This window comes from Pedobacter sp. UYP1, assembly GCF_040547305.1.
GTDB lineage: Bacteria > Bacteroidota > Bacteroidia > Sphingobacteriales > Sphingobacteriaceae > Pedobacter.
The window spans coordinates 18,083-43,917 of the sequence record NZ_JBEPPL010000007.1 but is presented as its reverse complement, the minus strand read 5'-3'; the positions used below and the strand labels follow the sequence as shown (position 1 = coordinate 43,917).

The 25,835-nt window shown below is 40.6% G+C and carries 12 protein-coding genes; 8 read left to right on the top strand and 4 right to left on the bottom strand.

From position 1 onward, the window contains the following. Nucleotides 1-20: 20 nt before the first annotated feature. Genes ABIB30_RS15135 through ABIB30_RS15125 form a run of 3 tightly spaced genes read right to left on the bottom strand, consistent with a single transcriptional unit; the run spans nucleotide 21 to nucleotide 11,410 of the window. Nucleotides 21-4,079, bottom strand: coding sequence for a non-ribosomal peptide synthetase (locus tag ABIB30_RS15135; protein WP_354303392.1), 4,059 nt, complete (start codon nucleotides 4,077-4,079; stop codon nucleotides 21-23). A 1-nt stretch (nucleotide 4,080) separates the two neighbouring features. Continuing rightward, a complete protein-coding gene (locus tag ABIB30_RS15130; RefSeq protein ID WP_354303390.1) occupies nucleotides 4,081-10,626 on the bottom strand; it encodes an amino acid adenylation domain-containing protein in 6,546 nt (2,181 codons plus the stop codon). Beyond that, on the bottom strand, nucleotides 10,619-11,410 hold the full coding sequence (locus tag ABIB30_RS15125) for an FkbM family methyltransferase (protein ID WP_354303388.1): 792 nt from the start codon (nucleotides 11,408-11,410) through the stop codon (nucleotides 10,619-10,621). Before ABIB30_RS15125 ends, ABIB30_RS15130 begins: the two co-directional genes overlap by 8 nt. A gap of 461 nt (nucleotides 11,411-11,871) precedes the next feature. Between ABIB30_RS15125 and ABIB30_RS15120 the strand changes: the two genes are divergently transcribed. From ABIB30_RS15120 to ABIB30_RS15095, 6 genes are read left to right on the top strand one after another with little or no spacing between them, the layout of a single operon-like run. After that, on the top strand, nucleotides 11,872-12,459 hold the full coding sequence (locus ABIB30_RS15120) for a TetR/AcrR family transcriptional regulator (RefSeq protein ID WP_354303386.1): 588 nt from the start codon (nucleotides 11,872-11,874) through the stop codon (nucleotides 12,457-12,459). A gap of 25 nt (nucleotides 12,460-12,484) precedes the next feature. Further along, the gene (locus ABIB30_RS15115; RefSeq protein ID WP_502931091.1) at nucleotides 12,485-13,726 is read left to right on the top strand and encodes a Pycsar system effector family protein; all 1,242 of its coding nucleotides are present in this window, start codon (nucleotides 12,485-12,487) and stop codon (nucleotides 13,724-13,726) included. Nucleotides 13,727-13,733: 7 nt separating this feature from the next. Continuing rightward, nucleotides 13,734-15,797, top strand: coding sequence for a polyphosphate kinase 1 (gene ppk1, locus ABIB30_RS15110; protein WP_354303382.1), 2,064 nt, complete (start codon nucleotides 13,734-13,736; stop codon nucleotides 15,795-15,797). Continuing rightward, entirely contained in the window at nucleotides 15,794-16,663 is an 870-nt protein-coding gene (locus tag ABIB30_RS15105) for an SdiA-regulated domain-containing protein (RefSeq protein WP_354303381.1), read from the top strand. The genes ppk1 and ABIB30_RS15105 overlap by 4 nt, the downstream gene beginning before the upstream one ends. Nucleotides 16,664-16,709: 46 nt before the next feature. After that, nucleotides 16,710-19,064: a GAF domain-containing protein gene (locus ABIB30_RS15100; RefSeq protein WP_354303379.1), complete on the top strand. Its 2,355-nt coding sequence runs from the start codon at nucleotides 16,710-16,712 to the stop codon at nucleotides 19,062-19,064. A gap of 11 nt (nucleotides 19,065-19,075) precedes the next feature. Continuing rightward, nucleotides 19,076-21,670, top strand: a complete 2,595-nt coding sequence (locus ABIB30_RS15095; protein ID WP_354303377.1) for a BamA/TamA family outer membrane protein — start codon at nucleotides 19,076-19,078, stop codon at nucleotides 21,668-21,670. 64 nt (nucleotides 21,671-21,734) lie between these two features. On the opposite strand, the gene ABIB30_RS15090 is transcribed toward ABIB30_RS15095, so the two are convergent. Next, nucleotides 21,735-22,538 carry a hypothetical protein gene (locus tag ABIB30_RS15090; RefSeq protein WP_354303375.1) on the bottom strand — a complete coding sequence of 268 codons (804 nt, stop codon included), beginning with the start codon at nucleotides 22,536-22,538 and terminating at the stop codon, nucleotides 21,735-21,737. Between the two features lie 226 nt (nucleotides 22,539-22,764). On the opposite strand from ABIB30_RS15090, the gene ABIB30_RS15085 reads away from it, so the two are divergent. After that, a complete protein-coding gene (locus ABIB30_RS15085; protein ID WP_354303373.1) occupies nucleotides 22,765-24,171 on the top strand; it encodes a glycogen synthase in 1,407 nt (468 codons plus the stop codon). 9 nt (nucleotides 24,172-24,180) lie between these two features. After that, nucleotides 24,181-25,455 (top strand): glucose-1-phosphate adenylyltransferase, encoded by a 1,275-nt coding sequence (locus ABIB30_RS15080; protein WP_354303371.1) that lies wholly within the window; start codon nucleotides 24,181-24,183, stop codon nucleotides 25,453-25,455. The last annotated feature ends 380 nt before the right edge of the window (nucleotides 25,456-25,835 follow it).

Here is a 25,835-nt window from a genome sequence, read left to right as displayed (position 1 = left end):
GAGACATCATCCAGCACATTTTAGGTGACACTGTCCAGCACTTGCTGTAGTGTCCTCGCAAATTCTTTATCGTAAGGCGCCAGGAGCATTGTTTTATGATCTCCGGGTACATCATGTACTTCAACTCCTTTTAAGGCATATTTCTGCCAGCCCAGGTATTTAAAATCCTCTACAAAATAAACATTGTCTGTGGCTCTGAACAAATGTACCTTCTCTTCAAACGGAGCTAATTTATAGGCCTGATAAGCAATATCATATTTCTTGTCAATCCGCCTCATAATCTCATAGATTCCTCCAGATTCTCCTTCTGTTTTGGTCTGGGTACCAAAAATCTCCTTTAATCTGGTGGTGATGATATGTTTCTGATAATTAACCGTCGCTTTAGGGTTCTTTAAAAATGAAGTGATGATCCACCAGAATTTTGGTAGCTGTTTCTTTACTCTTTCTTTGAAAACACTAAAGTCATTTCCGTGGAAGTCCAGGTTTTTTGCATTGGTATCAAAAATACCCAGCATTTTTATCTCATGTCCCAGTTCTCTTAACTGTCTGGCCATTTCGATCACGACATAACCTCCAAAAGAATAGCCGGCAAGTGCATATGGGCCATGTGGATTTTGTGCCAGTATACTTTCTATATAATAACGGGCAATGTCTTCCATGTTGTCCATTGGTTCTTCTACACCATCCAGTCCTTGCGCCTGAATACCAAATACAGGTTGTTCCTGGTCTACATGCAAACCGATCCCACTAAAGTTAAGTACGTTGTAACCACCTCCATGAACAATATAGATCGGAGTCTTTGAACCCGATGGTTTAATAGGTACCAATGAAGTATAAGTAGTGGGGCGGTTCTGTCCATCCAGTAATTTCCCTAGAGTCCGGATGGTCGGATATTCAAATAAAGTAGCAAGTGGTAAACCATGTCCGTTGGCTTTTTCTATCTGGATCATGAACTGGATAGCGATGAGTGAATGCCCGCCCAGTTCGAAGAAATTATCATCAATACCTATCTCTTTGACATCGAGTAATTCTTCCCATAGTTTGACAATGGTAGTCTCGGTTGCCGTTTGTGGTGCTGTATATTTGCTGAAATCACCAGCATGCAGATGGTCGGGAGCAGGCAACAATTTCTTGTCTATTTTACCACTGCTGGTTCTTGGAAATTCCATAACCCAGACAAATACGGAGGGGATCATAAAAGCGGGTAATCTGCTTTGGATTTCATTCCTTACAAAAGCAGTATCCTGATTTCCGGTAGCAGAAGCTAAATAAGCTACTAATCTTTTCCGGCCATTATGATCTTCTTTTGCGGTCACCACAACCTGTGCGATGCCTGGAATGCGGTTTAATACGGCTTCTACTTCTCCAAGTTCAATCCGGTAACCTCTTATTTTAACCTGGTCATCGTTACGCCCCAGGAACTCAATATTCCCATCAGGTAAAATTCTGGCCACATCACCTGTACGGTAAACAAGCACCTGTTTTCCGTCAGGTAAATTTAAGCTGACAAACTTTTCAGCGGTCAGCTCAGGTTTATTTAAATATCCGGCAGCCAGGCTGGCACCAGCAATACATAATTCTCCAATTTCTCCCGGGGCCAGTATTTCCAGGTTTTCGGTAATAATATGGATAGTGGTATTGGAAACCGGGCTCCCAATGTTAGGTAAAGCCGGCCATTTGGAAGGGTTTCCGGTTAATTTTAATTGGGTTACTACATGACATTCTGTAGGGCCATATTGATTGTAAAGGATACAACCTGGAACAGCTCTGAAAAACTGTTCGATCTGCGGGGTAATTTTCAATTGTTCACCGGCAGTCATCACTTCTTTTAAAGCTTTAGGGAATTTACCCATACTTGCTGCAGTTTCGGCAAGGAATTGTAAGGCTACAAAAGGCAGATAAATCCTGTTGATCTTTTTTAGCTCAATCTTATCCAGTAAGTTATCGGGGTTCAACCGGAGTACATCGTCAATCAGGATCAGTTGCCCGCCGGCACAAAGGGTACAGAATATCTCCTGGAAAGATACATCAAAAGTTAATGGTGCAAATTGCAGGGTTATACTTCCTGCTCCGGCAATAGAATTAACCATTTGCCACTGGATTAAATTGACCAGGGCAAGCTGCGTCATGTAAACGCCTTTAGGTTTTCCAGTAGAACCTGAAGTATATAAAACATATCCGTTCGGATTCTGCAAACTGATGTTTTGTACAGGTAAACTATAAGTAAGATCGAAGTCTATCGTTTGCAAATCCAGTTGCTGAAAGAATTTGTTTTCTACGGCTCCGGCAATACAAAAATGGAGGTTTGAATCATTTATAATCTGGCTCAGCCTGATTTCAGGATAATTAGGGTCCATTGGCAGATAAGCTTTTCCTGCTTTAAGAATCGCAAGGATAGCCACGATCATATTAATGCCGCGTGTAGTACTGATTCCGATGATTTCCTCTTGAGGTGCACGATTCAGAATTGCCCTGCTCAGGTTATCGGCCCTGATTTCAAGATTGCTATAACTAATAGATTCATCCTGAAAAGTAATGGCGGTCTGATCTTTAAAAACGGCCGCCGCTTTTTCAAATAAATGCTGAATTGTGACTCCTTTTAGTGCGGCAATCTCTGCGCTGAAGTCGGGTATGGCTAATGCAGAAACAGCTGTGCTCCTTTTAAAGACAGGAGCCGAAAGAAAATATGGATTATCCTGCTGAACCAATTCTTTCAGTTTCTGGCCGGGATGTGTAGTGATAAACTTTAAGATATTTTCAAAGCCGGCCATCATCTGCTCAATGGTCTGTTGTTCGAATAACTGGGTGTTGTAAGACCATTCCAGCACAAATGTATTTTCTGAGCCGCTGGCATTGATGAACAGCTCGAAGCTTTCAAAAGCTCTGGGATTACTGATCAATTGATAGTCAAGGTGTTCAAAAGCTACTCCGTCATCTAAGCCCATGTCTACATTGAAAACAACCGGGGCCAGAGGGATTCTGGAAGGATCTCTTGCAATCTTAAGGTTTTTCAATAAGTTACCCCAGGTAATCTGCTGATGATCGAAAGCATCCAGCACAGCTGATTTTCTCAGTTTCAGGTACTCCTTAAAACTGTAGTTTTTATTCGGGTAACTTCTTAAAGGCAGAAAGTTTACACAATGTCCAACCAGGTTATAATGCCCGGTAACGGATTGTCCGGAAGCTGGTAAGCCGACCACGACATCTCTTTGCCCGGTTAAAAGGTGCAGAAATACTTCAAAGGCAGCCAGAAAAGTAATGACCAGGCTGCTTCCTTCAGCCCTTCCGGTTTCCTTCAACGCATGGATCAGGTCCTGTGAAACATGGAAATCCAGGCGCTTACTCTGGAAGGTTCTAAGCTGCGGACGCTCATGATCAGTGGGGACATCCAATACTGGAATATGCTGTTCATACTGGCTGAGCCAGAATTGTTCATTGGCTTTGCGCTCAGCGCTCTTCGAAAACTCCAGTTGCTCATAGGCAAAATCAGTTAAGGAAGTTGCTTCTTCCAGATCCGGATCAATTTGATTAACTAGTGCGGTATAGATTTTACTGATGTCCTGTAAAATGATTCCCAGTGACCAGCCATCGCAGATAATATGATGTCCTGTAAAAGTGAAATGGTATTCCTGATCGGATAGCTTTTGCAGACCTGTTTTAAACAGCGGGCCATTCAGAAGATCAAACAAGAATAAGGCATCACTTTCAACGTATTGCTTAATTTCCTGTTCTTTTTGAGCTGGGCTCAGGATTGATAAATCTGTAAAAGCCAGTTCATCTTTTACCTGATCAAAAATCAGAATAGTAGCACCGTCCCTGCTAAAAGCAGACCTTAAGGCTTCATGTCGCTGCGCTACTCTTTTGATGGTATCTTTTAATAAAGCAGGGTCTATATTTCCCTTCAGACGGAGTGAAACAGATTCATTGTATGCTCTGCTCGCATCATTGCCACCCAGCATACAGGAAGTCCAGATTTCTATCTGAGGCTCCGTTGCTGGCGCAGTACGAATGATTTCTCCTGCTATAAAAGGATCAAAATCAACTGATTTATAGGTTATGTTTTGTTTACGCACTATCATTTTAACTATTTGACTCCACCTGAAGATATTTTTCCGGATTTTCCGGATCTGTAATAAACCAGGCAGGATTTCCCGATTGATCTCTTCCTAATCTTGCACCCGGAACAGGCGGTTGAAGTCCGGGTATTGCAGGTGAGCGGACAGGTTCAGTTAAAGATGGGGATTGATTTAAAGGGATTAGTCCGGCTTTCATTAATTCCAGTACACTTTCTTTGAATTTCGCTGCAATCTGATTGATTTCATCCAGGGTATGTGCTTCTGTTAAAAAACAAGGGAAACCATCCCAGATATGAATTCCTTTATACCGCATTAAGGTAAATAGCAACTCACTGTACGGATATTCTTCTGTAAACTTTATTTTCCATAAAGAACCAAAATGTGCGGCAAGCATGGGCAGGCCCAATTCCTCAATTGTATCATTTAATAAGCCGGCCAGGTAGGTGGTATTGTTATTTAATTTGAGCTGGAATTCATGACCTTTTGCTTTCATATATTCCAGACTGGCTTTACCAGCAGCCAGTGCCAAAGGGTGCCTGACAAAAGTCCCGGCGAAATAAGTAACGCCAACTTCCGGATAAGAAGTATCACCAAAAGACCAGAAACCACCATCCAATGCATCCATGAATTGTTTTTTTCCAGCAATGGCTCCGATTGGTAAACCTCCGCCAATGACTTTTCCATAAGTACCCAGATCGGCCTGAATGCCAAATATCGCTTGCGCCCCACCCTGATGTGCGCGGAAACCGGTAATGACTTCGTCGAAGATCAGTACAGTTTCAGATTTCAGGGTAATCTCCCTGAGCTCTTTCAGAAATGCTACAGGCTGAAATTCTGGTCTTCTGCTTTGTACAGGTTCTACCAGAACGGCGGCAATTTCATGGGCCCGCTCTCTGATTATATTTAAAGATTCTTCAGTCCCATAATCCAGGACCAGCATATTTTGTACAGCTTCGGGCATAATGCCCGGAGCAGCCGGAAAGCTTTTTAATTTCCTGGTTCCCCTGATAATGACCTCATCATTAATTCCATGATAAGAGCCGGAAAAAGAAACGATCAAAGAACGGCCGGTTACTGTTCTTGCAATTCTCATTGCGCCTAAAACAGCTTCAGAGCCAGTATTACATAGAGCAGCGCGTTCAAAACCAGTGAACTCACAAATTAATTGGCTAACCTCACCGGCAAGCTCATGCTGCGGACCTATTTCATATCCTTTTTCTACCTGTGCAAGGATGGCATTTTTTAATACCGGATGCTGATAGCCTAATAAGTTTGAGCCAAAACCATTCAGGGCATCTATATATTCATTCCCGTCAATATCCCATAAATGACTTCCGTCAGATTTATTCACAACAATAGAATAAACAATCTCTTTGGTATAAGGCTTGAATCCGGAAACTACCCGTGGGTCGGCCATATGCGCCCTGTGTTTTTGTGTATAAGCTTTACTGGCAGCAGTTTTTTGATTGTAGCGTTGTGTTAATTGCGCCAGGAATTCTTTTTGCTCAGGTGTCAGCGCAGTTGAATTTTTTTCAATTCTTGCAGTAGCTCCGAATGGTTTTTTAATTTCTATCAGTTCTTCTGCAGATATATCCGTTGCCGGTACAAGTATCGGCGCAGCAGAAACTGCATCCCGGTAATTGGATGGCGCAGATCCGCTCATCAATTCTACCTGTTTAGTCAATAACTGCAATTGCTGAGCAATTAAGCCAAGCGCAGTGTCCGCAGGTGCAAAGGCAGCAGGCTCACTGGCAGTTTGTGTATCAACTGCCAGTGAGCCTGGTATAGCTACAGGAGCTGACTCTTGTGGCGTATTTTTATCTATATAAACGGCAAGTGCATCAATAGTTGAATATTCTTCATTCAATTGTCTAAAGCTAACCGGAAGCGAGAATTCTTTTTTAAAGGTGATTGCTACCTGTGTCAGCAGCAATGAATCCAGTCCGATTTCAATAAAACTTGTATCTGGGGTAACGCCATCCATTTCAATTCCAGAGGCATTTTCCAGCAGATGTTTTATTTTCTCAATCAGTATATCTTTCCTCATGGCAGTAAGGGGTGTATTGTTTTGGTGAGTATTGGTCAATAGATTTTGTTTTGCAATGTTTTTTGGTTCTGCCCAGTATCTTTTTTTATGGTAACTATAAGCTGGCAGCTCAACCCGCCGCCTTTGCTGATGGTTATAGAATGCTTTCCAGTCGGGCGTTAATCCTGCTAACCAGATTTTTCCCAAAGCTGTTAAAATAGCATCGTAAGAGCCTGTGGCTTCTTTTTTATCCAGACTGGCGATAGCGGTAAAAGTAGATTTGGCTTCATGTTGCCAGGCCAGTGTGGTACAAGTATTTCCTGGTCCGGCTTCAATTAATACTGGATGATCTAGTGCTAATATCGTATCCAGAGCAGGAGAAAACCGCACTGTGTTCCTTAAATGTTCCGTCCAGTAAGCCGGATTTTGTGCTTGTGCATCGGTCAGAAAATCGCCGGTAACTGTAGAAACAATTGGTTTTTGAGGTCTGCTTAATTTAACCCGGCTTACAATTTCACTGAAGTCTTTGAGGATAGGGTCCATCATTGCAGAGTGAAAAGCATGACTGGTCAGTAATCTTTTGTGTAAAATCAGTCTTTCATCAAGTTTGAGCTGAAAAGCATCAATATCTTCATTCTTTCCGGCAACAACACATAATTTGGGGCTGTTTATAGCTGCAATGGTTAAATTTTCCGGAAGTATTTTCTCAATTTCCAAGGCAGAAGCCCTTACACTTAACATGCTTCCTTCTGGTAGTCGGCTAACCATTGCACCACGTGCGGTAATCAGTTTAATACCATCTTCCAATGTGAAAACACCGGCTAAATGTGCCGCAACGTATTCTCCAATACTGTGTCCGCAAAGAACGGAGGGCTGTATTCCCCAGTTCATCCACAAACGGGCAAGCGCATAAGAGGTGATAAATAAAGCAGGTTGAGTATATTTTGTATTGTTCAGCAGCATACCCGCCTGCAGGTCATCGGCCGCTGCATAAATAAGGTGCCTGATATCCAGATCCAGATATTTGGTTAGTATCAATGCACATTCATCTATAGCAGCTTTGTAAACAGGCTCATTTTCATATAATTCAGCACCCATGCCAGGGTATTGTGCACCCTGACCAGGAAATAGAAATACAGTTTCGCCCGGTTGTGTTTTAACAATAGCAGTGGATACGGTATGTCCCTCTGCTAATTCCTGTCCTGTATTTGCAACCAGAAAACTGCGCTGTAAAAAATCAGCCCTTGTAGTTTGCAAAGTATAAGCAGCATCGGCATGATTAAGGTCAGGTTTTGTATTCAGATATGTTTTTAAAACCGCTTCATAAGCTTGTAAGCTCTCTGTTGATTTAGCCGACCAGGTAAACAGGTTTTTTAACCTTCCCTGATCTTCATTCAGCGCGTTTAAATGGTCGTGTTCTTCTACAATGACATGAATATTTGTTCCTCCGACACCAAAAGAGCTTACGCCTGCTCTTCTTATTTTATCCGTATCCCAGGGTTTTAACCTGTCATTAACATAAAACGGAGAATCGGCAAATGATATATCTGGATTGGGCTTTTCAAAGTTGATAGATGGGGGGATTTCTTTATAATATAAAGCAAGGGTCGTTTTGATCAGACCAGCCACACCAGCAGCTGCAGTCATATGTCCCATGTTGCTTTTAATAGAACCTATGGCGCAAAATTGGTTGGCGGTTTGGGTTCCGAATGCTTGTTTTAAGCCTTCAATCTCAATCGGATCACCCAGAGGTGTGGCCGTTCCATGCGTTTCCACATAAGAGATCGTAGCAGGATCAACGCCGGCATCCTCAATTGCCATTGCAATTGCAGCAGCTTGTCCATCGGTGCTTGGCGCAGTAAAACTTCCTTTCGCGCCTCCGTCATTGTTTACACCGACACCCTTAATCAGTCCATAAATGGTATCCCCGTCTTGTAAAGCAGCAGCCAGTGTTTTCAATAGCACGACTCCTGCTCCATCACTGAATACTGTTCCGGTAGCGTTTGCATCGAAAGAGCGGCAATGGCCGTCCTTGCTTAGCATAGCGCCTTCCTGATAAATGTGTCCGCTGTGAATCGGAGACGTAATACTTGCCCCACCAGCAATAGCAACGTCACATTGGTTTTTTCGCAGACTTTCTACGGCCTGAGTAACCGCAAGCAAAGAAGTAGAGCAGGCTGAAAATACACTCACTGCAGGGCCTTTTAAATCCAGCTGATAAGCTGTCCGGGAAGAGATATAGTCTTTTTCATTGACAGTCATAACCTGGAAGCTACCTACCTGGTTAATTAAATCGGTGTTGCCTGCCACATTATGAGGGAAATAACTGTTGTTTCCAGAGCCGGCAAATACACCAATCAACCCATCATAAACCGCAGGTAAATGTCCTGATTTTTCCAGCACATCCCTGCTGATTTCCAGGAATACCCTTTGCTGGGGGTCCATGAGTTCGGCAAGTTTAGGATTGATGCCGAAAAATGCAGGGTCAAATAAATCTGCCCCGTTCAGAATACCTCTGGCTTTTACATATTGCGGATCATTTTTTACATCGTCCGGAATAGTACTATCGAGGTCTTTAAAGAAAGTGATTGTTTCCTTTCCATTGCGAAGTACTTCCCATAACTCTTCTACGGTATCTGCACCAGGGAATTTACCCGCCATGCCAATAATGGCGACAGGCTGTTCCGGATTAGAGGAGCGTTCTCTTTGTTTTTTTGGCGCTGCCGATGCCGCATCAAGATAATTTACAAGCTGACTGAGCTGCGGAAATTGATAAAGTTTAGTAATCGGCAGTGTGATATGATGTTCAGCTCTTAAAGAAGAAACTGTTTTTAATGCTAAAAGAGAGTTACCGCCCAGTTCAAAGAAATTATCATTGATCCCGATTTGGTCTATTTCTAATACATTGCCCCAGATTGCGGCAATTCTTTTCTCCAATGTAGTTTTGGCCGGGCTATAAAGCGTAGCTAACTCAGGCCTTTTTCGTTCTGGTAAAGGAAGGTTCTTTTTATCTATTTTACCACTGGTTGTTTTAGGCAGGTCTTCCATCCAGATGAAAGCGGAAGGGATCATATAATCAGGTAAATTCGCTTCCAGTTCATTTCTGATCAGGCTTGTATTCCTGTTTGCTGTATCGGCAACAAGATAAGCCAGCAGCCTGTACTGACCACTTAAGTCGGGTTTAGCGATAACAACAGCTTGTTTGATACCCGCTATCTGGTTGAGAAGAACTTCAATTTCTCCCAATTCAATTCTATAGCCTCTGATTTTTACCTGATCGTCCTTTCTTCCCAGAAACTCAATAGTACCATCATTTTCATAACGCGCAAGGTCACCAGTCAGGTAAACCCGGGTCTGCAGACCGTTTACGGAAATCCAGATGAATTTTTCTGCAGTTAGCTCCGGCCTGTTCAGGTAACCTTCAGCAAGGCTGATCCCTGAAATTGCCAGTTCTCCGGTTTCCCCCGCTTCCAGTACATTATTGTCCTGGTTTAAAATATAAATGATCGTATTGGAGATAGGCTGACCAATATTTGGCAATAGTGGCCAGCTGGCTGGCACGCCGGTTAATTTAAGTTCAGTGACCACATGGCATTCTGTAGGACCGTATTGGTTAAACAGAACACAGTTGTTTAATCCTTCGAAAAATTCTTTGACCTGCGGAGTTATTTTCAGCTGTTCACCAGCAGTCATTACCTCTTTTAAATGCCAAGGATATTGTTGACTGGCAGTGGCAGCTTCGGCCAAAAACTGCAATGCTACAAAAGGCAGGAAAATACGATCTATAGCAGTCTCATTGATGAAATTCAGCAGGTTCACAGGATCGAGCCTCAGGTCATCGTTAATGAGTACCAGGGTTGCTCCTGTGGTAAGTGTGCAGAATATTTCCTGGAAAGACACGTCAAAACTTACAGGTGCGAATTGTAAGGTTTTACTGCCCGGGCCTGTTATGGAATGCTGTTGCTGCCATAAAACAAGGTTGACCAGGGCAGCCTGTGTCATATATACTCCTTTAGGGGTACCTGTAGAGCCTGAGGTATAGAGTACGTAAGCATTGGGATTTTGCACGACGTGTGCTTCCTTTTGCTGTGATACAATTGTTGCAACAGGTGTGTTGCTGGTGAGCGTATTTAATGCTGATAGGCCAAAAAGTTCTTGTTCCTGAACCGGACAAATACAGGTTTTAAGACCTGAATCTGTAACGATCTGCTGTAACCTTTGTTTGGGATAAGCAGGGTCTAAAGGGAGGTAAGCTTTTCCGGATTTGAGTATAGCCAGCAAGGTGATAATCATGTCGGCAGATCTGGTTGTACTTAAGCCAATAAGATCTTCATTCAGTGTTAATTCAGTGATTTTTGCACTTAAGTCAGTCACTCTTTGTAAGAGTGCTTCATAAGTGAACTGCTCCTGCCCGAAAGCAAGCGCAGTAAGTTTTGGGAAATTCTTTGCTGCATCCTCAAAAAGAGAATAAACAGAAGGAATTGCTCCCAAATCAACAAAATCCTGTTTAGTAATATTATGCATTAATTTCTAATTTTTTTAACTGATCATAAATGTCTTTCCTGATGAACAGGCGTTTCATTGCTACCGTAGAATGTGCCAGTACATAGCCCGCTTTCCTTAATTTATTACAGCTCCTTTTTATTCTGAAATGGAATGATTTATCCTTTGTATTGTAAATTTCGTCGAATTCTACCAAGATAGCTTTAACATTTAGCTTATCTTCAATAATTGTGTCAATCACTTTGTATTCAGCACCTTCTATCTCTATTTTGAGCAGATCAATATGCTGGTGATCCAGTTCTTTCATCAGGCTGCTTAAACGGTCAACGGGAGCTTCAATAAAACTCTTTGATTCCGTAAATAAAATGGCAGAATGAGAGGAGTAATTCTCTCTTTCAGGGTCATAGAATCTTAATGTTTTCTTCTCATCCCAAAGACCTACCGGAACAAATTTGATTTCAGAGAATTGTTTACTGCTGATATTGTAAACGTAAGGTGCAAGGGTTTTATCCAGTGTGAGCGGGATTCCATGATGTACATAATCTTTAACCTGATTGAAGTGGTTAATTCCATAAGGGGAAGGATCAAAAATGTAAACTTTTGCATCAAAAGCGATTTTAAGCTCTGTATCGAAAGAAATATCTTCGCCGGCACCCACACAGTAGCAAATGGAATGTGATCCTAAAAAGTGATCAGGAACCATATATCCATGTCTTGCGGAACCGAAGTAGCTTAAGTTTTTCAATGGTTGTACGTTGGATTGATGATGAATGCCGAGCATTCTTTTAATAAATTGAGTTGCCATTCTAAGAATGCTGTTGAGTTTGCGTTAAAATTACGTTCTGATTGGTATTATCTTAATATAAGGAAATTAAGTGATATTTTCTTAATTGTTTAAATAATATCAATCCGTTCTGATTGGGCTGTTTATTTCGTCTGATGCATCTTTAGTATGACTTCACTGCGCTGATTAAGTTGTTAAATTAAGAATTCATTTATTTTTGATATGCTCAGAAGAATAGACAAAGATCGTTCCTGTTCTGGTGTTCCTGAATTGAGTTCCTGATAACTTGTTGTCTGCCTCAGTCTAAAACATTTTGTCATTATTTTGTTACCATTTGATCTTGTCATTTATTCAGAAAGGAAAGGGGTTCTTTTTATTCATCAGGGTATTATTTTCCCCAGTTAAATTCAATACTTTTGGAATTCAAAAAGCTGTCTGAAATTCAGCAGACCTGTTAAGCAGAACCTATTGAAACAATGATTATGGATAAAGATGAAATCGTAATTAGTGAGATCTTAATTGCCGCCAAATCTTTGTTTGGGAAATTCGGATTAAAAAAGACAACTATAGAAGATATCTCTGCAGCCGCCGGAAAAGGAAAAAGTACCCTTTATTATTATTTCCCCGGAAAAAACGAAATCTTCGCTGCTGTTGTTAAAGATGAAATGAAAGCAGTGATTAAAAATTTGCGTGAAACAGTAAACCGTGTACTTTCTGCGGAAGATAAACTAAAAGCTTTTCTGAATTTTCAAAGCACAGCTATTCTGGAATTCCGCAGTCTCTATAAAGTGATTTTTGAAGACATGATTGAATCCCGCAGGATGTTGCTGCCGCTCAGACTAAAATATGAACAGATGCAGTTGGGGATGATCAGTGAAATCATTCTGGGAGGTACACAAAGCGGGGAATTCAGAGACCTTTCTGCAGAAAGTATTCATAAGATGTCTTTCGTGTTGATCGTTGCTTTCAGGGGCTTACACTTTCCGCTCTCTATTAATCCTTCAGAAATACAATCCCATGAATATTTTGATGAGCTCGTAGAGATGCTTATTGAAGGCATTGGGAATTAAGAATTTAAACCTCCATATTTATATGATGAATTACCTGGATATCCTGGATCAGGTCAGAGCACATGTCTCGAACTTGTTTCACCTGAATAAAGACGAGAGATTAACTTATCATAACTTGTTGCATACTGAGCAGGTTGTGAAGGCTGTAGTCAAAATAGCCAACCATTACCAATTGTCAGACCATGACTTTTTTGTGGTCAATGTAGCCGCTTGGTTCCACGATATAGGTTACCTGACCAATTGTGAAAGACATGAAGAGCGCGGGGCGGCATTGGCTAAAGAATTTCTGGAATCAAAAGGGGCAGAGCCGGAATTAACGGATTTGGTAACCAATTGTATTCTGGCTACAAAAATGCCTCAGCGCCCGGTGGGGTTATTAGAAGAAATTGTATGTGATGCAGATCTTTTTCATTTAGGCAGTGAGGATTTTAAGGAAAGAAATAAACTGATCCGTAAGGAAGCAATTGCTTTTTCGGGCAGGGATATCGATAAAGAGGAATGGCGTTCAAAAACCATTGTCCTTTTCGAAATGCACCATTACCATACCGATTACTGTCAGGATTTACTGGCAGCAAAAAAGGAATCAAATCTGAACGAGTTGAAAGAAAAAGTATTTAAAGACAAGTATGGGAAAAAAAAGGAAGAGGTTCTTCATGATTCAACCCCGGTTATCTCAGAAAAGCAGACCGAAATAGTTGTGGAGAAAAAAAATAAAGATAAGAAGCAAAAAAGTGACCGCCCGGATAAGGGGATAGAAACGATGTTCCGGATTTCGTCAGGTAACCATCAGCGGTTGAGTGATATGGCAGATAATAAAGCACATATTATGATCTCTACCAATTCTATCATTTTATCTGTTACTTTGAGTGTACTGCTGCGTAAACTGGAAGATAATCCTCATTTGATCATCCCGACATTAATCTTACTGATTATTTGTGTGGTGACGATGGTCTTTTCTATCCTGGCTACCAGGCCTACCGTACCTCCGGGAACTTTTAGTCAGCAGGATATTGATGAAAAAAAGGTGAACTTACTGTTCTTTGGTAATTTTTACCGGATGGCCTTACCCGATTATGTGAATGGAATGCAGAAAATGATGGAAGACAGAGAGTTCTTATATGGGAGCCTAATCCGTGATTTATATTCTCAGGGTGTGGTTTTAGGGCGTAAATACCGTTTACTGAGAATCGCCTATAATGTATTTATGTTCGGTATTATTGCTTCCGTTCTTGCTTTTGTTATTGCCAGTGCGGTAGTAGCTTTATAAAAATACGATGACAGAATATACCTTTTTTAACCGCGACCTGAGCTGGTTAAGTTTTAATGAGCGCGTATTGATGGAAGCCGAAAGTGAGCAGGTTCCCTTATTGGAGCGCATCAGGTTTCTGTCTATTTATTCTTCCAATCTGGATGAATTCTACCGGGTCAGGATGCCGGTTTTGATGGCTATTGATAACTTTGATGAGCGTACAGGATTAAATAATAATTATTATAAAGCTCAGTTTTTAATCAACCAGCAACAGCAAAGGTTTGGGCATTTACTGGCTAACCAGCTTTTGCCAGCTTTAAAAGCAAAGGATATCCACTGGTTATACAATGAAGCTATTCCTGAATTGATAACAGATGAATTATCCCGGATCTTCTTTAATGAAGTACTGGCTTATATCAGGTTATTTTCAGTAGCGAAGGATGAAGATGGCTTCTTTGCTGAAAATAACAAATTATACCAGGCAGTAATCCTTTCGGATGCGGCCGGTATAGAACGCCTGGAACTAATTACCCTTCCTTCTGATGTTTTGCCCAGGTTGTATGCGGTGAACAAAGATGATCAGAAATATGTTGTTTTTCTGGATGATATTATCAGAAATAACCTGAATTATCTTTTTCCTGCTGAAGAAATCAAAGGCGTCTTTAATATCAAGATCACCAGAAATGCAGAGATGAATATTAAAGAGGAAATTGAAGATCTGGATGAAGATATTACGATTGCGCTGGAAAAGGAGTTAAAGAAAAGAGATCTGGGGACCGCTACCCGGTTTCTATGTCAGCCTGGGATACCACTCAGATATCTGTACAAAATTATTTATGCACTCAACTTAGCTAATTCTTCGGTTGTAGAAGGTGGGTATTACCATAATATGAAGGATCTGAGTAATTTCCCCCTTCAGGAAGCTGCGCTAAATTATCCAAAGTGGCCTGCATTGCCCAACCTGCTTCTGAAAAAAGAAGAAACTCTTTTTGAACAAATATTTAAAAAGGATCTGATGGTTCATGTTCCATATCAGAATTATGATCCGATATTAAGATTTTTCAATGAAGCTGCAAATGACAGTTTCACTGAAGAGATTTACGTAACGCTTTACCGGGTTGCAGATAATTCCAGAATTGTAAATGCTTTGATGACTGCGGCAAAAAATGGTAAAAAGGTTGCTGTAATGGTGGAGCTGAAAGCGAGATTTGATGAAGCCAATAATATTAAATGGGCTTCCCGGATGAAAGCTTCAGGTGTGAAAATCATCTATAGCAATAAAGAACTGAAAGTACATGCAAAGGTGGCACTCGTTAAAAGAACAGTCAGGAATCAGAGTCATTATCTGGGACTGCTGGCTACAGGAAATCTGAACGAATCAACCGCGCGCTTTTATACGGATCATATCTTATTGACAGCTAACCAGGCTATGCTCGAAGAGTTGAAACAGCTATTTGGTTTCCTGAGCAAGAAAAAGAAAAAGCCACTGCTTGAAGATGCCATTAACTTCGAACATTTATTAGTTGCACAATTCAATTTGCAGCAGAAATTTATTGCATGGATAGATCGTGAAATCGTCAATGCCAAAAAAGGGCTGCCAGCTGAAATGGTGATTAAGATGAATAACCTCGAAGAACGGGTATTAATTTCCAAGCTTTATGAAGCTTCTTCTGCGGGCGTAAAAATACAATTGATTGTGCGCAGTGTCTGTTGTCTTATCCCGGGGATTGAAGGACAAAGTGAAAACATTACGGTGACGCGAATTGTAGACCGATATCTGGAACATGGGCGGATCTTTCTTTTCCACAACAACGGTGCGAAGGATCTTTTTATGGGATCGGCCGATTGGATGAACAGAAATATTTATGGCAGGATAGAGGTCTGTTTTCCAATCTACGACCAGGAATTAAAAATAAGACTGATAGAAATCTTAAGTTTACAGTTAAGCGATACTGTTCAGGCAGTTGAACTTAACGAAGAAATGCAGAATAACTATTGTACTGGCGAGGTCAAAGTCCGCTCTCAACAGGCTATTTATAGTTATCTGAAAGAAACCACTGCACATACCATCGAAAATAACGTATCATGAAAGCATTTCTTAAAAAGCTGAGTTACCTTTTGCCTATACTGATCCTTATCGGGTTTTATGCTTGTAAGCCAGCAAAGCAATCTTATTCGAGCCCTAAAGGATATGATTTCAATCATCCTGAGAAATTTATTATGCCTGAAAGTTTGCATGAGATCTCTGGAATTGCTTTTTACAAAGGTAAAAGTGATACGGTCTATTCTATTCAGGATGAGGAAGGCCGGCTTTACAGACAAGCCTGGGGGAATAAAAAGCAACAGCATGCAGTTTTCGGTAAGAAGGGAGATTATGAAGATCTGGCAATTTTAAACGAGACTGTCATTATCCTGAGAAGCGACGGCACACTTTTCACTTTTCCTTTTACAGAAGCAATTCAACCGAAAGCGGGAAAGATCAAAGAATGGGACGATATTTTGCCGGACGGAGAATATGAGAGTATTTATGCTGACCAGCAAACCAACCAGGTTTACCTGCTGTGTAAAAACTGTAAAGGAGATAAAAAAAACCAAACGATGTCCGGTTTTATTTTTACTTATAATCCAGCGAAAAAAGAATTAATTGCTTCGGGTAATTTCTCTATGGATCTGAGTGAACTGGTAACTTCAGGACAAATTCTGAAAACGGGGTTAAAGGCTTCTGCATTAACAAAAGATCCGCATTCAGGAGATTGGTATATTCTTTCTTCGGTAAATAAACTGCTATTGGTAGCTGGTCCGGACTGGAAAGTTAAAAGTGTGCACCGGTTAAATTCTTCTATTTTTGCACAGCCCGAAGGAATAGCTTTTGATAACCAGATGAACCTGTATATTTCTAATGAAGGTGATGAACTGACCTCTGGAAATATTTTAAAGTTTAAACGTAAACCTTAAGAATCTGCGTAAATTTATTAATGACTCTTATACCTAAAAACAAAAAATGCAGGCAATAACTATTGACTTTAACAAGTTCGTGTGCGGAGACGAATTAAATGGGATGAAAGCAGATATCCGGCTTTCTTTAAAACCATTTATCAATTTCCTGACGGAAAAAATTAAAGTAGAAAAGACAGCCAAAATAAATTTCTATACCTATCTGCTGGAACAATTTTCTGCTTTTCCAGAATTGATGGATCCAATCCCTGCTGCCAATGTAGCTAAATACAATCACCTATATGAACTGATTTATACTGCGCTGTCTCCTATCATCAACGACGAGAAGGAACAGCTTTGGGCTTTAAGTAAACCGGTTTGTCCTTGCTTTCATTATGGGACAAATGCTTTTTATAAAGTTTTGCTGGATGATAAAAAGGAAGGTCTGAATACGGATCTGGCTTTACCTTCTCAAAAGGAGATGCAAAAGACCATGCTAACTACGCTGTACAACCTCGTGCTGCAAAAGTTTTATAACTTTAGCCTGGGAACAGATCAGCATGTGATTAAATCTATTGTTGACCATGATACGCAATTATTAAAATATTACAAATTAAATATAGATAGCCGTTTTGTAGAAATCACCAGTACTAAAGCTTTACCTGAGCTGACACTTCAGAACGTGAAGGAGTATATGCAGGATGAAACGAATAGCCTGGATACGCTGATGACGCTATTGCCTTCAGAAATGTTCCGTGTAGAGGGGATTTCTATTGTAAGCTTAGTAGATATTACTGCGGAATATGCATTAGAGTCTATTAAAAATGCTATTATATCACATAACCAATGTCAGATAGGGTGGAGTACTGCTTCAATTTCAACCGCATTAAAATCTTTAGTTGGCAGTGATCAGATCTCATTCGGGCTACTGCCTTATTTGAAATTAAATGATAAGGTCTTACCTTACTTTCATGAGGGTTTTCAAAGTGTAATTATTCAGCAGGCAAAGCTTAGTGGAGTCAATGAAGCAGAATATTCCAAGCTCGTAGCAGACTTCGTGGCAAACCCGCGAAGATTGATCTTTCCTGAGATTAATATTGAAGAATACTCAACTTTTCCGATGCTGAAGCTTGTTGCAGCTGCAGGAATTAAGTCTTATGCTATCTTTCCATTGTATTATAATGCCAAACTGATTGGTTGTTTAGAACTTTATACCAAAGACAGTTCTGCTTTCAATGGGAATACTTTGTCCAGAATTGAAAGTGCATTTCCTTTACTTGCCCAGCTTTACCAGAATATTATTGTTGATTTTAACAATGAGATTACCACAATTGTAACGGATAAATTTACAGCCCTTCAATCTTCTGTAGCATGGCGTTTCAATGAGGTTGCTTACAATTATATGCAATCTGGCGGATGGGAGAAAGACCTGCCTGTTGAACCTGTTTATTTTGAGGACGTGCATCCATTTTATGGGGCAATTGATATCAGGAATTCGAGTATTGAACGGAACCTGATGATCCGGAAAGATTTGTTTGCACATTTTGAGATCCTGGAAACTGCATTGGGAAATCTGAAGGCTGTTATTCCGGAAATTGTAGAAGATGATTTTCCAAGACAGCAATCGTCCTGGGACCATAAAGGTTTTGATGAGATTTCTGACCGGGAAATTATGAAAACTGATGACTATTTACAACATCAGCTTCCTCCTTATCTGAACGTCCTTAAAGAAGTCTATCCTGAGGCTGAAGGAATCATTAATGAATATTTTGAGCTGACACACCAGGGAGGGAAGATCTTTGAAAACAGGGATAATTATGAGCGAAGCATGCAGACCATCAACCAGGCAGTCAATAAACACCTGGATCAGTTCAATGCAGAATTACAACAGGAACACCCTTGTTATTTTGAGAAATTCAGAACTGATGGGGTAGAGTTTGATATTTACCTCGGACATTCGATTGCTCCTGACAGAGAGTTCAAGACTGATTTAGTGGCCGATTTCCGGTTGAGGCAGTTGAAAGCTATTGCACAGATTACAAAACTAACACATGAGCTGAAACCCTCCTTACCGATACCATTGGAAACGACACAGCTGATTTTTGTTTATGAGAAGATCATTGACATTAGTTTCCGTATTGATGAACAAAGATTTGATGTCGAGGGAAGTTACAATATCCGGTATCAGATGGTGAAGAAAAGGATTGACAAAGCACATATCAAAGAAAGTTCAGAACGCCTGACCCAGCCGGGTAAAATTGCTATTGTTTATTTCAATGGTTCAGAGGCAGATGAATATATGATTTATATCCATAAATTACAGAAGCAAGGCCTGCTGAACAATCAGGTAGAATACCTGGAGGTAGAAGAATTACAAGGTGTGGAAGGACTTAAAGCATTGCGCGTAACAGTCGCCGTTTAAAAACAGATTAAATGATCATAATTTCCAGAAAGAATAAGATAAACCTGACAGTATCATTAACTACTCTGTTTTTTAGTTTCCCGTTATTTATAAATGCGCAAGTCAAAGGTACAAAGGATTCTATTACTGTAGCGATTGCTCCTGAATATGATGCGGTATCCAAAACACACCGGTTCTTTTTAGGGGAAAATTACCGTAAACAATGGGCTACGCCTGTAAAGATGCGGGTTGTTGACTTGCAGAAAGAACAAGGCGGGATGAAATTTCTGCAGATGGGTGGAGGGATGCAGACCCGGTCGATGCGTTTGGAAGATGCTTCGGGTAGGGAATGGGTTTTAAGAACTGTACAGAAATATTCTGAAAGAGGTTTACCTGAAAATCTCAGGGCAACGATTGCAAAAGACATTGTGCAGGATCAGATCTCTACGAGTCATCCTTATTCTGCATTAATAGTTCCTCCATTAGCCGATGCTCTTGACCTTCCGCATGCTAATCCCGAAATTGTATATGTTGGAGATGATCCGGCATTGGGTGAATACAGGAAAGATTTTGCCAATGCGGTTTATCTATTGGAAGAACGTATGCCAACCGGCTATGAGAAAAGTGACAATACCATCAAAGCACAGCGGAAAGTAGAAGAAGATAATGACATTCATTTTAATCAAAAACTGGTATTAAGAGCAAGATTGCTTGATTTTATTGTAGGTGATTGGGATAGACATGAGGATAATTGGAGATGGTTGAAGCTAGAAGATAAGAAAGGCGATAAGGAATATGTTCCTGTCCCGCGTGACCGGGATAAAGTGTTCTTTAAGTCTTCTGGTGTATTCCCGTGGATTCTTTCTCATCAATGGCTGAATGCAAAACATCAGCCTTATGAACCAAATATCAGGGCAGTCGACCAGTGGAATTTTTATCAACGCTATTTTGACAGATATTTCCTGAGCGGACTGAGTGAAAAAGACTGGCAGGAAGAAATCAAATATGTGCAAGAGAAATTGACGCCTGCCCTTTTAAGGAAATCAATGTTACTGATGCCGGCAAATATCTTTGCGCAAGGTGGAGAACAGACCTTGCAAATCATGATAGCGAGGAAAGATAATCTGGAGAAAAGTGCAATGACTTATTATCGTTTTCTGGCCACTACTGTCGAAATTCCTGCTTCTGATAAAAAAGAGTATTTTGAAGTGAAGCATCAGAAAAATGGTCAGATTGAACTGACGGTCAGAAATATTAAAAAGAATGGTGAAACAGGCAGAAAGCTTTATCAACGCACCTTTGATCCGAAGTTAACCAACGAAATCAGGTTATATGGAATGGGAGGAGATGATGTTTTTGAAGTTACCGGAAAAACAAAATCACCGATCAAAGTTCGTATGATTGGTGGAGATGGTCATGACAAGTTTGAAATTGACCAGGCGCTGAATCATAAATCCAATACTTATATCTATGACCGTTCGGATGAAGAGAACGACCTTCCAGCCGCCAGTGTAGCCAAACTTCGTCTGTCAACAGATACAAGCGTCAATCAACACAATAAAAGAAGCTTTGTATTCGACCAGTTCGGGCCACTGTTTCATGTAAACTATAATATTGACCAGGGAATACAAGCAGGGGTAGGTTTGATCCTTGAGAAACAGGGTTTTAGGAAAACCCCTTACGCTTCTCACCAGGAATTTTGGGTAGATTATTCAACGGGTCGAAAATCCTTTATCTTAAGCTATGCGGGAGACTTTAAAAAAGTAATCGGAAATGTTAATTTCAAAGTGAATGCAAACCTGCTGGGCCCGAATAACCTGAGTAACTTTTTTGGCCTGGGTAATGAGACTGCTTTTATCAAAGAGGATCCTAAAGGGATGTCTTATTACAGAAACCGCTACGATTACCTGACGGCAGATTTTCAGGTCTATGAAAAACTTGACAAATGGACCATAGGCGGGGGACTGGCCACAGAGTACTATACCAGCAGCCGTAAAGGAAACGAAAATCGGTTCCTGAATGATTTCAACCTGAGTAACCCGGAAGAATCTGTTTTCTCAGACCGTGTTTACGCAGGTCTGATTACGGAAATAAAATATGATTCCAGAGATAATATCTCTATTCCTAAAAAAGGAATGTACTGGAATACCAGGATTACCGCTAACCAGCAGCTCAATGGAGATCATGAGCGTTACGGGAAAATACAATCAGAATTCCGTTATTATCTGAATCCGGGGCATTCTGGTTTTGTAATTGCGAACCGCCTGGGTGGAGGTACTACTATTGGTGATCCTGAATTTTTCCAGCAAATGCAGTTGGGTGGTGTGCATAACCTGCGCGGTTTCCATACCAACCGTTTTACAGGAAAATCTATGCTGTATTATAACCTTGACCTGCGTATGAAGCTGTTTGACTTTACATCTTATATTGTGCCTGGTTCATTGGGTCTTTTAGGCTTTAACGACGTAGGTCGCGTATGGATGCCGGGACAAACTTCCAATCAGTGGCATCACGGTTATGGTGGTGGAATTTACATTGTTCCAGCAGATTTAATCCTGATCCAGGCGGCAGTAGGCTTTTCAAAAGAAAGTACAATGCCTTACATCTCGGTAGGGTTTAATTTCTAAAATATCATAAAAAAAAAGGTGCCGGATTGATTCAATATTCATTCCGGTACCTCTCCATAGTTTATCAGAGTCCTTTATAAACCACTTTAACTGAACTTTTTACTCCATCAATGGTTGCATTGATAGTTTCCGGATAACCATCCTTGTTAAAAATATAGCTAAAACTCTGCTGCATATCCGGGCTCAGCAGGTTATTGCAAAACTGTATGTTATTTATTCCTGAAAGAAAGAGTTGCATCTCTGCAGGGAAAAGGTTGTTTTCTTTCTCCAGTTGCAGCAACCAGGTATAACTGCTGTGCTTGAACATGCCATTTTTAAGATCATAGTCATAGCTTAAGCTGAGTGTACCTCCTTTGTCAGCACTCAGGCTGCCGGTCGTATGGTAGCTTTTCTCGTGTTCGGCTATCTTTCGGTTATTGATATCGAAATAACTTGCATTAATGACCTGGTTTTCTGTATTGTAATCCAGTTCGTAAGTTCCGGTCTGGCTATAGTTATTCCCTTTTATTTTGTAGGTGGTACCGCTGATTACCCTGCCTTTCTCATCCAGCTCGTAACTTGTACCAGAAACGGGCTCATCATTCTTAAAACGCTCCAGCTCTATGGGCTTACCTGTTTGATCATAGGTCATCACCAGCGTTCTCCCGTCTTCGTGTGTCATCTTTTGAATAGCGGATTGCGGGGTATAGCTAATCACCAACTTCGACTTTCCGGTTCCCAGCTGTACTGGAATTAATTTCCTTGCTCCAACCTCCACAATTGGTGGAATAATTTCGGAATTCTGAACTGCTCCATCTTTCTTTTTACAGCCCGGTAACCCCAATAAAAAGATCATGCTAATCCAAAAACATTTTTTGTAAATTTCCATATCAATAATAAATTTAATATTTAATTAAAAACCCAACTTACTCCTGTATTTCCATATAATGTTTAAATATTTAAATAAATATCCTAACAATAACAAAATAAGCCTGATAGACATTGAAAAAAAATAATACAATTTAATGAAAAACAAACTGCGCTTATTTGGGTTATAACTCATATTTTAATAGCAAATTATAAACAACCTCTTACCTCAGTACTCCAAATAATTTATGGAAATAATTCATCTTAGCGCAGAATGTTATCCGATAGCTAAAGTTGGCGGGTTAGGGGATGTAGTAGGTGCATTACCTAAATACCAAACCAAACTTGGCCATTATGCTAAAGTGGTGATGCCAGCCTATAACAATTCATTTCTGCTTCAAAACGAATTTGAAGTTGTGTATGATGGATGGGGCAACCTTGGAACACGTCATTTTCCTGTTCGTATCTTCAGAGAGAAAACCAATAAACTGGGTTTTGATCTTTACCTTGTTCACATTGCTGGTCTTACAGACCGCGATAAAGTTTATGGTTACGAAGATGATACCGAGCGTTTTCTAGCTTATCAGATTGCAACACTAGACTGGATCAATCAATGGGAACACCGGCCTGATGTAATCCATTGTCATGATCACCACACTGGCCTTGTCCCATTTATGACAGGCAATTGTGAGAAATATAAAGACCTCAGAAATATTCCGACTATACTTACTATCCACAATGCGCAATATCAGGGGCAATTTGGATGGGATAAGTTACATTATCTGCCAGCTTTTGATCTTTGGAGATCGGGCTTGCTGGAATGGAAAAAAGATATTAATCCACTGGCTTCAGCGATTAAATGTGCATGGCGTGTAACGACTGTTTCTCCAAGTTACCTGGAAGAGATCAGTTATAATGCCAATGGACTGGAAAGTCTTTTAGCGAGTGAAAGAGGAAAGTCTGCCGGAATTTTAAATGGTATAGACAATGAAGTATGGGATCCGCAAAAAGATCCTATGTTAACAAAAAATTACGCAATAAGGACGGTAGAAAGTGGAAAGAAAGCAAACAAAGCGGCCTTATGCGATGTTTTTAATTTAGATCCTGCAAAACCGCTGTTCACTTTTATTGGCAGGTTAGTAGGAGAGAAGGGAGCAGATTTATTGCCTGCAATTTTCCATAATTCATTAGCACACAGTTACGGGAATATCAATATTCTTGTGCTGGGATCAGGTGAGCCTGAGGTTGAAGAAAAACTGGTTGAATTAAAGGAATGGTTCCCCGGAAATTATAACGCTTATATCGGTTACAATGAAACGTTGTCCCACCAGATTTATGCGGGAGCAGATTTCTTATTGATGCCTTCAAGGGTAGAGCCTTGTGGGTTGAATCAGCTATATGCCTTGCGTTATGGTACGATACCAATTGTAAGAAGAATAGGCGGATTAAAAGATACGGTGGTGGATATAGGTGATGGTGGGTTTGGTATTTGCCATGACCAAACAAGTGTAGAAGATGTTGGACAGGCTATTGGAAGAGCTTATGATATTTACCAGAATAAGAAACAGGTAAAAGAGATTTTGAAATTCACAATGCAACTGGACCACTCCTGGGATAAGGCAGCCCAACAATATATAGATCTGTACCAAATGTAATTTATTCATATGACTGAAAAAGTACTAGGAGTTATCCTCGGCGGTGGCCAGGGCTCCAGATTATCACCGCTTACGCAGACCCGTTCCAAGCCCGCAGTTCCGATTGCTGGGAAATATCGTTTGGTAGACATTCCTATTTCTAATTGTCTGAATTCTGGTATTCACCGCATGTTTGTACTTACGCAGTTTAATTCGGCATCGTTAAATAAGCACATTAAAAATACATACCATTTTAGTCACTTCAGTGATGCTTTTGTGGATATACTTGCGGCAGAGCAAACTCCTGATAACCCAACGTGGTTCCAGGGCACTGCTGATGCTGTGCGTCAGACAATGCATCACTTGTTACAGCATGATTTTGAATATGTCCTGATATTGTCGGGTGATCAGCTGTATCAGATGGATTTCAATGAGATGTTACTGGCGCATGAGGAAAGTGGCGCGGAGGTTACTTTAGCGACTATTCCAAGTACGGCTAAGGATGCAACGAGTTTCGGTATCTTAAAGGCGAATGAAGAAAATATAATTACTTCTTTTATTGAGAAGCCGAGTGCTGAATTATTGGTAGACTGGGCTTCTGATACGGGACCGGAAATGCAGGCTGAGGGACGTAATTACCTGGCTTCAATGGGCATTTATATTTTTAACAGGGATTTACTGGTAAGGATATTTGCTGAGAATCCTGATGAGAAGGATTTTGGTAAGGAGATTATTCCACGTGTATTACAGACGCAAAGAGTACTGAGTTTTCAGTATGAGGGGTATTGGACGGATATTGGTAATATCTGCTCTTTCTTCGAGGCGAATCTGGGCTTAACGGATGATATTCCAAAGTTTAATTTATTTGATAGTAATCAGAGTATTTTCACAAGGCCGAGGATGTTGCCTCCAACGAAGATTTTAAGTACGTCTTTAGTGAAAGCGGTTATCGCGGAGGGGTGTATTTTGAATGCAGATCTGATTAAGCATTCTGTGATTGGTATCAGGTCGAGGATTGGAAATGGTACGTCTATTGAAAATACTTATATTATGGGTAGCGACAGGTATCAGACGCTTTCGGAGATTGCAGAGGAAAATGCTGCGGGCAGACCGCTGATTGGGATTGGTGACAGGTGTAAGATTTTTAACGCGATCGTTGATAAGAATTGCAGGATTGGGAATGATGTAGTGATCAATGGGGGGATTCATTTAGAGGATGGCGATTTTGAGTGTTATGCGGTTAAGGATGGGATTGTGGTTGTGAAGAAGGATGCAGTAATTACTGATGGAACGGTGATCGGGTAAGAGGTTTTTCCTGAGGGTCAATTAAAAAAGGTTGAGCAGTTTTCTGGCTTGCGTTCCCTGATGAGGGATCCGAGGCTCAGAAAACTGCTCAACCTTTTTTAATTGATTCAGGTTTTAATCCTTTCTGACCACCGGTTGCAGGAGTTTTACAACGCAATACTTTATTCACAACCTTGTGGTTGTTGGTAATATGGATTGCTGTTAGATGTTGTTGATGGATTGCTAGTTATTTTTTTGATGGCTAGCTGGTTAGATATCGTTATGGATTGCAGTTACTTGTTATCAATGGTTGGTTAGATTTTGTTGATGGATTGCTAGTTGGATGTTGTTAATGGATTGCTAATCTCTTAATGATTTTTTAAAGGATACAGAATTAGATG

Coding starts and splice junctions, on each gene's coding strand:
- ABIB30_RS15135 (WP_354303392.1), bottom strand. CDS start 4,079: ATGATAGTGCGTAAACAAAACATAACCTATAAATCAGTTGATTTTGAT.
- ABIB30_RS15125 (WP_354303388.1), bottom strand. CDS start 11,410: ATGGCAACTCAATTTATTAAAAGAATGCTCGGCATTCATCATCAATCC.
- ABIB30_RS15080 (WP_354303371.1), top strand. CDS start 24,181: ATGACTGAAAAAGTACTAGGAGTTATCCTCGGCGGTGGCCAGGGCTCC.
- ABIB30_RS15120 (WP_354303386.1), top strand. CDS start 11,872: ATGGATAAAGATGAAATCGTAATTAGTGAGATCTTAATTGCCGCCAAA.
- ABIB30_RS15130 (WP_354303390.1), bottom strand. CDS start 10,626: ATGCATAATATTACTAAACAGGATTTTGTTGATTTGGGAGCAATTCCT.
- ppk1 (WP_354303382.1), top strand. CDS start 13,734: ATGACAGAATATACCTTTTTTAACCGCGACCTGAGCTGGTTAAGTTTT.
- ABIB30_RS15090 (WP_354303375.1), bottom strand. CDS start 22,538: ATGGAAATTTACAAAAAATGTTTTTGGATTAGCATGATCTTTTTATTG.
- ABIB30_RS15085 (WP_354303373.1), top strand. CDS start 22,765: ATGGAAATAATTCATCTTAGCGCAGAATGTTATCCGATAGCTAAAGTT.
- ABIB30_RS15105 (WP_354303381.1), top strand. CDS start 15,794: ATGAAAGCATTTCTTAAAAAGCTGAGTTACCTTTTGCCTATACTGATC.
- ABIB30_RS15115 (WP_502931091.1), top strand. CDS start 12,485: ATGAATTACCTGGATATCCTGGATCAGGTCAGAGCACATGTCTCGAAC.
- ABIB30_RS15095 (WP_354303377.1), top strand. CDS start 19,076: ATGATCATAATTTCCAGAAAGAATAAGATAAACCTGACAGTATCATTA.
- ABIB30_RS15100 (WP_354303379.1), top strand. CDS start 16,710: ATGCAGGCAATAACTATTGACTTTAACAAGTTCGTGTGCGGAGACGAA.